The sequence below is a fragment of the Rhodococcus jostii RHA1 genome (assembly GCF_000014565.1).
GTDB lineage: Bacteria > Actinomycetota > Actinomycetes > Mycobacteriales > Mycobacteriaceae > Rhodococcus_F > Rhodococcus_F jostii_A.
This window is the reverse complement of sequence record NC_008268.1, coordinates 7,366,623-7,378,161: the sequence shown is the minus strand read 5'-3', so window position 1 is coordinate 7,378,161 and position 11,539 is coordinate 7,366,623. Positions and strand designations below refer to the sequence as shown.

Here is an 11,539-nt window from a genome sequence, read left to right as displayed (position 1 = left end):
GGTGCTGTGTCAGATCACGGCAGAGCGGTGATCAGCTTCTCCACATCCACCCGCGGGCCGGTGAAGAAGGGCACCTCCTCGCGGACGTGCAGGCGGGCCTCGGTGGCACGCAGGTCGCGCATGAGGTCGACGATGCGGTACAGCTCGGGCGCCTCGAACGCGAGAATCCACTCGTAGTCGCCGAGCGCGAACGAGGGCACGGTGTTGGCGCGGACGTCCTTGTACGTGCGGGCCGCCATACCGTGGTCGGCGAGCATCTTGCGCCGCTCCTCGTCGGGCAGCAGGTACCACTCGTAGGAGCGGACGAACGGGTACACGCAGATGTAGTTGCCCGGGTCCTCACCGGCCAGGAACGCCGGAATGTGGCTCTTGTTGAATTCGGCGGGCCGGTGGCACGCCACGTTGCTCCACACGGGCTTGCTCGCGCGGCCCAGTGCGGTGGTGCGGCGGAAGTCGGCGTAGGTGGCCTGGAGGGCTTCGATGCTGGGCGAGTGCGTCCAGATCATGAAGTCGGCGTCGGCTCGCAGGCCGGCCACGTCGTAGAGCCCGCGCACCACGACACCCTTGTCGGCCTGACCTTCGAAGAAGATCCGCGCCTCCTTGATCACAGCTTCCCGGTCGTCCCCGAGTACACCGGGTTCCACCTGGAACACCGAGAACATGAGGTAGCGGATTTCAGAGTTCAATGCGTCGAAGTCGAGGCGTGCCATGGGTCTATCGTGCCACTCGCCCGGCGAGCCGTGCAGCCGCCGTCGTCGCAGCGGCCACACACGCGGGAACACCGACCCCGTGGAGGAGTGCCCCGGACACCTCGAGACCGTCCAGACCTGCGACTTCCTGCTCGATCACCGCCACCCGGTCGAGATGGCCGGGACCGTACTGCGGCAGGCCGCCGTGCCAGCGCTGGACGTGTACCGCGACGGGTTCCGCGGACACCCCGGTGACGGTCGCGAGGTCCCGCCGGGCGGCGGCGATCAGCTCGTCGTCGGGTGCGTCGACGACGGCGGCGTCGCCGAACCGGCCGAACGACGCCCGGACGAGGGTCACCTCCCGCTCGGCGAGGTGGGGCCACTTGCGGCTCGACAGGGTGAACGCTTTCGCGCCGAGCGTGGCGTCGGTGGCGACGAGGATCCCGGAGTTCTGCGGGAGGTCGACCCGGATCGGCAGCGCCAGCGCGACGACCGCCGAGGAGGCCAATGGGATGTCCGCGGCGGCCGCCGACGCGCGGGGGGCGATGCCGGCGAGCAGGTCGGCGAGTTGCGGGGCGGGCACGGCGAGGACGACCCCGTCGACGCGGCCCACGAGGTCCGCCGACCAGCCGTCGCCGTCCCGGCCGAGTGTCCGGATCCGCTCGTGCACGATCTCCACCGACGCGGCCTCCGTCAGGGCGCGCAGCAGGACGCCGTAGCCGTCGCGCAGCGCCCCGAACACGGGCCCGGGGGTGGGGGCGGGGAGGGCGTCCGCCACGGCCGCGGACAGGCTCGTGGCGCCGCGGTCGAGCGCCGCCGCGAGAGTGGGCAGGGCGGCGCGCACGCCGATGGTGTCCGCGAGACCCGAATAGACCCCTCCGAGAAGCGGATCCACCGACCGCTGGACCACCTGCGCGCCGAACCGGTCGCCGACCAGTGCACCGACGGCGACGTCGGCGCCCGGTGTCCAGTCGAAAGGCACCGTCCGCTCCCCCGCCATGCGCGCGAGCGTCCGGTCGTCGACGAGACCGCGCAGGCTGTTTCCCTCCGCCGGTATCCCCATGAGGGTGTCGGCCGGCAGCGGGTGCAGCGCGTCCTCGGACCAGATGAGCGGCCGCAGTCCCGCCGGATACACCAGCTGGTCGGAGAGGCCGAGTTCGCCGAGCAGGGCCGGGAGTTCCGGCCGCCGCGCGATGAAGGCTTCCGCCCCGACGTCGACGGGTTCCCCCGCCAGGTCCACCGTGCGTAGCTTGCCGCCGAGCCGTTCCGCGCCGTCGGCGAGGATGATCCGGGCATCGGCGCCGAGCCGTTGCCGCAGCCGGTACGCGGCGACGAGCCCGGAGATGCCGCCGCCGACGACGAGAACGTTCGGCGACGACCCCGTCACAGCGAGTGCACCAGCTCGACCAGCGCGGTCAGCGCACCCGGGTCGGTGTCGGGCAGCACGCCGTGCCCGAGGTTGAAGATGTGTCCCGTGGCGCCGGCGGCGAGGGCGGCGTCGGCTTCCGCGGTGATGCGGCGGACCTGCTTCTCGACGGCCGCCGGCCCCGCGAACAGCACCGCGGGGTCGAGGTTGCCCTGGAGCGCCTTGCCCGGGCCGACCCGGCGCGCCGCCACATCCAGCGGGATGCGCCAGTCGACGCCCACCACGTCGGCGCCCGCTTCGCCCATCGCGCCGAGCAGTTCACCGGTTCCGACACCGAAGTGGATACGCGGCACCTTCGCGCTCTCCACCTCGGCGAACACCCGCTCGGAGTGGGGCAGCACGAATTCCCGGTACTCGGCGAGGGACAGCGCGCCGGCCCACGAGTCGAACAGCTGGATCGCGTCGACACCGGCGCGCAGCTGGGTCTGCAGGAAGGTGATGGTGGTGTCGGCGAGGGTGCCGAGCAGCGCGTGCCACGTGCGGGGGTCGGAGTGCATCAGCGCCTTCGTGCGCTCGTGATTGCGACTCGGACCGCCCTCCACCAGGTACGAGGCGAGGGTGAACGGGGCTCCGGCGAAGCCGATCAGCGGCGTCGACCCGAGTTCCGCGGTGAGCAGCTGCACGGCCTGCGCGACGGCGCCGACCTCTTCCGGCACGAGGCGCGGCAGGGCGGCGACGTCGGCGATCGACCGGACCGGGTTCGCGACGACGGGACCGGTGCCGGCGACGATGTCGAGATCGATCCCGGCGGCCTTGAGCGGCACCACGATGTCGGAGAACAGGATCGCGGCGTCGACGCCGTGCCTGCGCACCGGCTGCATGGTGATCTCGCAGACGAGTGCCGGATCGAAGCACGACTCGAGCATGCCGATCCCCGACCGGATCTCGCGGTATTCGGGAAGCGAGCGGCCTGCCTGCCGCATGAACCACACCGGGCGACGGCCGGGGGTACGGCCTTCCGCGGCCGCCAGGAGGGGTGCGTCGGGGAGCACCCGCCTCGCGGCGTACGTCGCCCGTTCGCTCATGCCTGCATTGGTGCTTTCCAACCCGCTCATCGGTCCTCGCGCTCTCTGCCTGCTCGAATTTCGGCAGCTCTCATGCTGCCATGCCGGGACTCCGCCGCCGATCGGCCCTGCTCGGCGCGCCTCCGACGAGATGTGTAGGTCCGGGTCTAACGTCCCGAGCTGTGACGACTTCGGGATCGCCCGCCGAACCGGCCGAGTTCCGCGCCGCGGTCGAAGCGATGAATTCCGCGCAGGTTCGCGCGGACATCGAGGTGGGCCCCATCCGGCCCCCGCAACGGCTCGCGCCGTACAGCTACGCCGTCGGCGCAGAGGTCGTGCACGAGGACACCGGGGTCGTCGCCGAACAGAGCGAGGGTGACGCGTTCGGCAGGTTGATCCTCCTGTTCGACCCCGAGGGTGACGAGGCCTGGAACGGCACGATGCGGCTGGTCGCCTACATTCAGGCCGATCTCGACGCCGCCGTGGCGTCCGACCCCCTGCTTCCCGAAGTGGCGTGGAGCTGGCTCGTCGACGCTCTCGAGTCGCGCCACGAACCGCTCAACGCGCTCGGCGGGACGGTGACGGCGACGACGTCGGTGCGCTACGGCGACATCGCCGGCCCCCCGCATGCGCATCAGCTGGAACTGCGTGCGTCGTGGACGGCGACGTCCGTCGAACTGGCCACGCACGTCGAGGCGTTCTGCGAGGTCCTGGCGTATGCGGCCGGCCTGCCGCCCGCCGGGGTGTCGCAGCTGCGGACGCTGGGCGGCAAGTAGTCAGGCCGATTCCGTGCCCGCCGCGGGCACGTCGGTGGTGGCGCTGCGCGACCATTCCAGGAAGCGCCCGACCGCCTGCGTGACGGAGATGCTGCGGATCGAGGGGAACACGTCGAACGCGTGCTGCGCGCCCTTCAATTCGGCGTAGACGACGGGGTTGTCGGACACCTGCCGGAGCTCGTCGACGAAGATCCGCGCCTCGGCGACGGGGATCAGCGAATCGCTCGTGCCGTGAATCACGAAGAACGGCGGTGCGTCCGCCCGCAGGTGCGCGAGCGGGGACGCGGCCCGGTAGTCGTCGGGGAACGTGGCGTGCTTGCCGAGCACCATCGGCATCAGTCCGGAGTGCACGCGCTGGAGGACCGCCTTGATTCCGGTGTCGCCGGCGATGTCGTAGACACCGTAGTACGGGACACACGCCTGAACGGACGTGTCGACGTCCTCGAACCCCGGCTGCAGGTGACTGTCGTTCGCGGTGAGTCCCACCATGGCGGCGAGGTGGCCACCCGCGGAACCACCTGTGACGGCGATGAAGTCGGGGTTGCCGCCGTACTCCTCGACGTGCTCCCGGAGCCAGGCCAGCGCCTGCTTGATTGCGATCAGGTGTTCGGGCCACTTCGCCTTCGGCGACAGCGGGTAGTTGACGGCCGCGCACACCCACCCCCGCGAGGCCATCTCGAGCATGAGCGGCAGACCCTGTTGATCCTTGTTCCCGATCACCCATCCGCCGCCGTGGATCTGCAGGAGGACCGGGCTCTTCGACGGCAGATCCTGCCGGTGGTAGATGTCGAGGCGGGCCCGGCGCCCGCCCGGCCCGTACGCGAGGTTGCGGACCCGGGTGACCGCTTTGTTCCGCATCCAGAACGGGTTGAGGAGTTGCCGCCACACGGGCCGCCCCGGGTGTTCGATGGCGCTGTCGCGGTCGGTGTAGTTCTCGCCGAGCGTCTCGACGAGCGCGGATTCGGCTTCCGCTCCGGCGCCACGACCGGTGGCGATCACGGCGGCGAGCCCGGCGGCGGATGCGGCGGCCAGCGCGAGGCCGACACGGTCGCTTCGGGTTCGCGTTCCGTGACGCGCGGCGTGCTGGGCGGCGTCGGCGGCGGTCACGGCGAGCAGGTGCGGTGCGAGTTCGGTGGTGAGCCACCCTGAGAAGAACGCGACCACCGACGTGGGCGCACCGGGCAGGGGACGCAGGGCGTTGGCGGCGAGTGCGGCGCCGACGGCCTGCCGGAGAACGAAGCCTCGGGTCATACCTCAACCGTAGAACATGTTCTAATCGATCGGTTGCCCACCCCGGCGGCGGACGCCGGATCGAGAACGAGACGGAGCCGCGTCTCGCGGGCCGGGCCACGGCGTCGACCTCGTTGATTCACGATTCGATGGACCACATTCTAGAACGTGTTCTAGTATCAGGACATGCAGCGACTCAGCGGTCTCGACGCATCCTTCCTCTACCTCGAAACGTCGACGCAACTCCTCCACGTCTGCGGAGTCATCGTTCTCGACGTGTCGACGGTTCCGGGCGGCTACACGTTCGCCCAGCTCAAGGCGGAACTCGGCGCGCGCACCGAGGCGATTCCCTCGTTCCGGCGCAAGCTGCAGGACTCGAAGTTCAACCTCGACCACCCCGTGTGGGTCGAGGACACCGACTTCGACATCGACCGGCACTGCCACCGCGTCGCGCTCCCCGCCCCCGGCGGCCGCGACGAGCTGGCCGAACTGTGTGGCGACATCGCAGGCATTCCCCTCGACCGCGCCCGGCCGCTGTGGGAGATGTGGGTGATCGAGGGCCTCGAGGACGGTTCCGTCGCCGTCATGTCGAAGATGCACCACGCCGGGGTCGACGGCATCACCGGCGCCAACATGATGGCCCAGCTGTGCGGCCTCGAACCGGACGCACCACGCCCCGGCCCCGACGACTCCGCCGAGAGCGCGGGGCAGGCCAGCACGCTCGACATCGCCGTCGGCGGGCTGCTCGCCGTCGCGTCCCGGCCCGCGAAACTGCTGAGGATCGTCCCGCAGAGCCTGACACTGCTGCCCCGCTGGATCGGCCGGGCCCGCCGCGGTGCGGCGATGCCCGCGCCGTTCACCGCGCCGCGCACGTCCCTGAACGGCACGTTGACCAGTCACCGCAATCTCGCGTTCACCCAGCTCGACCTCGAGAAGGTCAAGACGGTCAAGGACGCGTTCGACGTCAAGGTCAACGACGTGGTGCTCGCACTGTGCTCGGGCGCACTGCGCAAATACCTGCAGGACCGCCGGGAGCTGCCCGACAAGTCGCTGGTCGCCATCGTCCCGGTCTCGGTCCACGGAAAGTCGGACCGGCCGGGCACCAACCAGGTGTCCGGCATGTTCACCCAACTCGGCACCCAGATCGAGGATCCGGCCGAACGCCTGCTCGCGATCGGCGAGCACAACTCGACGTCGAAGGAACACAACGAAACCCTCGGCGCGAGCCTGCTGCAGGACTGGTCCCAGTTCGCCGGGCAGGCCGTGTTCGGCACCGCCATGCGCCTCTACTCGACCCTCGGCCTGGCGGAACGGCATCCGGTGGTCCACAACCTGGTGATCTCCAACGTGCCCGGGCCGTCGGTCCCGCTGTATTTCCTGGGTGCCCTGATCAAGGCGATGTATCCGCTGGGCCCGATCTTCCATGGCGCCGGGCTCAACGTGACGGTGATGTCGCTGAACGGTCAGCTCGACGTCGGCCTGATGAGCTGCCCGGAACTCGCACCCCACCTCTGGGACCTCGTCGACGCGTTTCCCGCGGCATTGGACGAGCTCGTCGAGGCAGCGGGGAACCGGTCGTGAACCCGCCGGTGCGCTGCGGGAATCCCGAAGCGACGTAGAGTCAGCTGTCATGTCCGAAGTCACCGACGACGCCTCGTCACCCGGCCCTGCCGAAGAGCCCGGCCGGCAGATCGTTCCCCTGCTCGCACCCCGGGACGGCGTGCCCGACGTCGTGACCACGGCGGAGGGTGTCGCGAAGGCCGCGGCCGCGCTGAGCGAGGGCACCGGCCCGCTGGCGGTCGACGCCGAGCGGGCGTCCGGCTTCCGCTATTCGGCGCGGGCGTATCTCGTGCAGTTGCGCCGGGAAGGTGCGGGGACGGTGCTCCTCGACCCGATCCCCACCGCCGCCGATCTCGCCCCGCTGGCGGAGGTGATCAACCCGCTGGAGTGGATCCTGCACTCCGCGGACCAGGATCTGCCGGGGCTCGCGGAGATCGGCCTGGCGCCGGCGACACTGTTCGACACCGAACTGGCGGGGCGCCTCGCCGGGTTCGAACGGGTCGGTCTCGCCGCGATCGTCGAGCGGACGCTGGGCCTCGAACTGCGGAAGGGCCACGGCGCCGCCGACTGGTCGAAGCGGCCGCTGCCCGATTCCTGGCTAAACTACGCGGCCCTCGACGTCGAGGTTCTCGTCGAGTTGCGGAACGTGATGGCCGCGGAACTCGACGAGCAGGGCAAGAGCGAGTGGGCTGCACAGGAATTCGAGCACATCCGGCTCGCGGGGCCCCCGAAGCCCAAGGCCGACCGCTGGCGGCGGACGTCGCACATCACGTCGCTGAAGACGCAGCGGCAACTCGCCGCCGCCCGTTCGCTGTGGCAGGCCCGCGAGGACCTCGCCCGCAAACGCGACGTCTCCCCCAGCCGGGTCCTGCCGGATGCGGCGATCATCGACGCCGCGACGAAGGACCCGCGGAGCATCGAGGCACTGCGGGCGCTGCCCGTGTTCGGCGGTCCCCGTCAGCGGCGGCACTCCCGGATCTGGCTACAGGCGCTCGAGGATGCCCGGGCACTGCCGGACACGGAACTGCCTCCGAAGACCCCGCCGTTCACGGGACCGCCGCCGGCGAGTCGGTGGGCGCGGCACGACCCCGACGCCGCCGAGCGGCTGACGGCGGCCCGCGCCGCGCTGGCCGCTCTCGGTACGGAGGTGTCGGTGCCGGTGGAGAACCTGGTGACCCCGGAACTCGTCCGCAGGTTGTGCTGGGACTGGTCGGCCCCCGAGGGCGGCGACGTCGAGTCGGCGATCGACCGGGTGCTCGACGCGGGCGGTGCCCGCCCATGGCAGCGGATGCTGACGGTGCCCGTACTGGCGAGCGCGCTGCTCTCCGCCGCCGAGCAGAAGGGTTCCGGCGACGACTGATCGACTGCACGCGCGGGGTGAGCGCGTGAATTCCCGATGAGGTACCCATTAAGTTACCCGTGAGTAACGGTAGGGGTACGCTGGTCTGGAGGCCGGACGCCTGGCCGTGATCCGGAACCAAACTGCTCCATCAGGAGGAATTCGCGTGGCTCCATCCACCACAACTCAACGCAACGTCGTGTTCGTCGACGGCATCCGCACTCCGTTCGGCAAGGCCGGCCCCAAGGGCATCTACGCGGAGACCCGTGCGGACGACCTCGTCGTCAAGACCATCCGCGAGCTGCTTCGCCGCAACCCGCAGCTCGACCCCGCGCGCATCGACGAGGTCGCCATCGCCGCGACCACGCAGACGGGCGATCAGGGTCTCACCATCGGCCGCACCTCCGCGATCCTGGCCGGGCTCCCCGAGACCGTCCCCGGTTTCGCGATCGACCGCATGTGCGCCGGCGCCATGACGTCCGTCACCACCACCGCGTCGGGCATCGGCTTCGGCCAGTACGACGTAGTGATCGCGGGCGGCGTCGAGCACATGGGCCGCCACCCGATGGGCGAGGGCGCAGACCCGAACCCCCGGTTCCTCGCCGACCGCCTCGTCGACCCCAGCGCCCTCGTCATGGGCAACACGGCCGAGAACCTGCACGACCGGTTCCCGACCATCACCAAGGACCGCACCGACGCGTACGCCGTCGCGAGCCAGAACAAGTACGAGGCCGCCCGCAAGGCCGGCTTCATCGCCGACACCCTCGTGCCCGTCGCCACCCGCTCCGCCGCGGGCTGGGGCCTGGCCACCGAGGACGAGCCGCCGCGACCGGGCACCACGCTCGAGGACCTCGCCAAGCTGAAGACGCCGTTCCGTCCCGCGGGCCGCATCACCGCGGGTAACGCGGCCGGTCTGAACGACGGCGCGACCGCGGCCCTCCTCGCCGGTGAGGACACCGCGCTCGAACTCGGACTGCCGATCGGCATGCGCATGGTCGGATTCGCGTTCCAGGGCGTCGACCCCGCCGTCATGGGCATCGGCCCGGTGCCGGCCACCGAGAAACTGCTGGGCCGTACCGGTCTGAAGATCGAGGACATCGGCCTGTTCGAGATCAACGAGGCCTTCGCCGTTCAGGTTCTCGCGTTCCTCGAGCACTACGGCATCGCCGACGACGATCCGCGAGTCAACCAGTGGGGCGGTGCCATCGCGTGCGGCCACCCCCTCGCGTCCTCCGGTGTCCGCCTGATGACCCAGCTGTCCCGCCAGTTCGCCCAGCGCCCCGACGTCCGCTACGGCCTGACCACGATGTGCATCGGTCTGGGCATGGGCGGAACCGTGATCTGGGAGAACCCGAACTTCGATGGAGCCAAGTAGATGACCGACATTGCAACGGCATTCGCCGACGAGGTCGTGACCAACGCGTACACCAAGATCGTCGCCGTACCCGGCATCGAGGGCCCGGTCGCGCTGATCACCCTCGACAACGGTTTCGACCACACCAAGCCGTCGTCGTTCGGCCCGGGCGGCCTGAAGGCCCTCGACGCCGCACTGGACGAGGCGTTCGCCGCCCATCCCGTCGCCATCGCGATCACCGGCAAGCCCTTCATCTTCGCCGCGGGCGCGGACCTCAAGGGTGTTCCGAGCATCACGAACCGTGACCAGGCGCTCGAACTCGGCCGGCTCGGGCACAAGGTGTTCCGCCGGCTGCGCGAATCGTCCGTGCCGACGTTCGCGTTCGTCAACGGCGTCGCACTCGGCGGCGGGCTCGAGGTCGCGTTGCACAGCCACTACCGCACCGCATCCGAGAGCGCGGGCGCACTGGGTCTGCCCGAGACGTTCCTCGGACTGGTTCCGGGCTGGGGCGGAACGCAGTTGCTGCCCAACCTCATCGGCCCCTCGAACGCCGTCACCGTCGTCCTCGAGAACGCGCTGAACCAGAACAAGACGCTCAACCCGAAGAAGGCCCTCGAACTCGGCGTCGTCGACGCGGTGTTCGGTTCGGCCGACTTCCTCGAGCAGTCGTTCGCCTGGGCCGCGCAGGTCCTGGCCGGCGAGATCACCCCGGCGCGACCCGAGATCGACCGGGGCAAGGGCTGGGACGACGCGATCGCCCGCGCGAAGGCGATCGTCGAGGGCAAGACCAAGAACAACGCCCCCGGACCGGTCAAGGCCGTCGAACTCCTCGAGCTGGCCCGGACCACCGATCTCACCGATCCCGCGTCGCTCGACAAAGGCTTCGCCGCCGAGGACGAGGCGCTCGCCGACCTGCTGCTCGCCGACGAGCTCCGCGCAGGCCTGTACGCGTTCGACCTGGTGAACAAGCGCGCCAAGCGTCCCGCAGGCGCACCGGACAAGTCCCTCGCGCGCAAGGTCACCGGCGTCGGCATCGTCGGTGCCGGTCTGATGGCCAGCCAGCTCGCGATGCTGTTCGTCCGCCAGCTCAAGGTGCCGGTCATCCTCACCGACATCGACCAGGAGCGCATCGACAAGGGCGTCGGCTACGTCCACGGCGAGATCGACAAGCTGCAGGGCAAGGGCCGGTTGTCCCCGGACGCGGCGAACCGTCTCAAGGGTCTCGTGTCCGGCTCGCTGGACAAGGCCGCGTTCGCGAAGACCGACTTCGTGATCGAGGCCGTGTTCGAGAACCTCGATCTGAAGAAGAAGATCTTCGCCGAACTCGAGGAGCACATCGCCCCGGAGACGATCCTGGCGACCAACACGTCCTCGCTGTCGATCACCAAGATGGCCGCGGACCTGAAGCACCCCGAGCGGGTGGTCGGCTTCCACTTCTTCAACCCGGTCGCCGTGCTGCCCCTGCTCGAGGTCATCAAGGGCGAGAAGACCGACGACGCCACGCTGGCAACGGCGTTCGCCACTGCCAAGGCGCTCAAGAAGTCGGCGGTCGGTTCCGCCGACCTGCCCGGGTTCGTCTTCAACCGGCTGCTGATCCGCACCCTCGGTGAGGTCATGAACGCGGTCGACGAGGGCACCCCGTTCGAGGTGGCCGACAACGCCATCGCCGAACTCGGCATGCCGATGACCCCGTTCACCCTGCTGGCCCTCGTCGGGCCTGCGGTCGCACTGCACACCGGCGAGACCCTCGCCGAGGCGTACCCCGAACGCTTCCACAACTCCCCCGGACTCGAGGCGCTGGTCGAGGCCAAGAAGTCGGCGGTGTGGAGTTACGGTGCCGACGGCAAGCAGGTCGTCGACCCCGAGGTCGCCGAACTGTGGAAGCAGGGCGACAAGGCGTCCACGTCCGAAGAGGTTCTGGAGCGCACGCGTCGCGCGTTCGCCGAGGAGATCCAGATCATGCTCGACGAGGGTGTCGTCGCCGCGGCCGAGGACATCGACCTCTGCCTGATCCTGGGCGGCGGGTTCGGCTTCTGGAACGGTGGCATCACGCCGTACCTGGACCGCACCGGCACGTCCGAGGCCGTCAACGGCAAGCGGTTCCTGGCACCGGGCGTCGCGAGCGTCTGACCCCACGTGAGTGGCGACGTGTGCCCCGGCA

Annotated in this window: 9 protein-coding genes; 5 read left to right on the top strand and 4 right to left on the bottom strand. The window is 70.0% G+C overall.

Translation table 11 applies throughout. The features are described 5' to 3' along the window. Window positions 1-14: 14 nt before the first annotated feature. The 3 genes from hemQ to hemE are packed head-to-tail and all read right to left on the bottom strand — an operon-like array spanning window position 15 to window position 3,140. Entirely contained in the window at window positions 15-710 is a 696-nt protein-coding gene (gene hemQ, locus RHA1_RS33535) for a hydrogen peroxide-dependent heme synthase (RefSeq protein WP_009480109.1), read from the bottom strand. Between the two features lie 4 nt (window positions 711-714). Further along, window positions 715-2,076, bottom strand: a complete 1,362-nt coding sequence (locus RHA1_RS33530) for a protoporphyrinogen oxidase (RefSeq protein ID WP_011598618.1) — start codon at window positions 2,074-2,076, stop codon at window positions 715-717. Continuing rightward, window positions 2,073-3,140, bottom strand: a complete 1,068-nt coding sequence (gene hemE, locus RHA1_RS33525; protein ID WP_005263993.1) for a uroporphyrinogen decarboxylase — start codon at window positions 3,138-3,140, stop codon at window positions 2,073-2,075. The genes RHA1_RS33530 and hemE overlap by 4 nt, the downstream gene beginning before the upstream one ends. A gap of 161 nt (window positions 3,141-3,301) precedes the next feature. Here hemE and RHA1_RS33520 point away from each other — a divergent pair, with 161 nt between their 5' ends. Then, window positions 3,302-3,895 (top strand): DUF3000 domain-containing protein, encoded by a 594-nt coding sequence (locus RHA1_RS33520; protein WP_009480106.1) that lies wholly within the window; start codon window positions 3,302-3,304, stop codon window positions 3,893-3,895. Here RHA1_RS33520 and RHA1_RS33515 read toward each other — a convergent pair whose 3' ends face one another. Further along, window positions 3,896-5,146, bottom strand: coding sequence for an alpha/beta hydrolase (locus RHA1_RS33515; RefSeq protein ID WP_011598617.1), 1,251 nt, complete (start codon window positions 5,144-5,146; stop codon window positions 3,896-3,898). Between the two features lie 165 nt (window positions 5,147-5,311). Between RHA1_RS33515 and RHA1_RS33510 the strand changes: the two genes are divergently transcribed. The 4 genes from RHA1_RS33510 (at window position 5,312) to RHA1_RS33495 (ending at window position 11,508) form a co-directional block, all read left to right on the top strand. Continuing rightward, complete coding sequence (locus RHA1_RS33510; RefSeq protein ID WP_011598616.1) at window positions 5,312-6,706, top strand: WS/DGAT/MGAT family O-acyltransferase; 1,395 nt, start codon at window positions 5,312-5,314, stop codon at window positions 6,704-6,706. 49 nt (window positions 6,707-6,755) lie between these two features. Next, entirely contained in the window at window positions 6,756-8,045 is a 1,290-nt protein-coding gene (locus RHA1_RS33505) for a ribonuclease D (RefSeq protein ID WP_009480103.1), read from the top strand. A 145-nt stretch (window positions 8,046-8,190) separates the two neighbouring features. After that, a complete protein-coding gene (locus tag RHA1_RS33500; RefSeq protein ID WP_011598615.1) occupies window positions 8,191-9,399 on the top strand; it encodes a thiolase family protein in 1,209 nt (402 codons plus the stop codon). After that, on the top strand, window positions 9,400-11,508 hold the full coding sequence (locus RHA1_RS33495) for a 3-hydroxyacyl-CoA dehydrogenase NAD-binding domain-containing protein (RefSeq protein WP_011598614.1): 2,109 nt from the start codon (window positions 9,400-9,402) through the stop codon (window positions 11,506-11,508). Window positions 11,509-11,539 lie beyond the last annotated feature (31 nt).

Excerpts from the sequence above, each read along its gene's own strand:
- hemQ (WP_009480109.1), bottom strand. The coding sequence starts at position 710 with ATGGCACGCCTCGACTTCGACGCATTGAACTCTGAAATCCGCTACCTC.
- hemE (WP_005263993.1), bottom strand. The coding sequence starts at position 3,140 with ATGAGCGAACGGGCGACGTACGCCGCGAGGCGGGTGCTCCCCGACGCA.
- RHA1_RS33515 (WP_011598617.1), bottom strand. The coding sequence starts at position 5,146 with ATGACCCGAGGCTTCGTTCTCCGGCAGGCCGTCGGCGCCGCACTCGCC.
- RHA1_RS33510 (WP_011598616.1), top strand. The coding sequence starts at position 5,312 with ATGCAGCGACTCAGCGGTCTCGACGCATCCTTCCTCTACCTCGAAACG.
- RHA1_RS33505 (WP_009480103.1), top strand. The coding sequence starts at position 6,756 with ATGTCCGAAGTCACCGACGACGCCTCGTCACCCGGCCCTGCCGAAGAG.
- RHA1_RS33495 (WP_011598614.1), top strand. The coding sequence starts at position 9,400 with ATGACCGACATTGCAACGGCATTCGCCGACGAGGTCGTGACCAACGCG.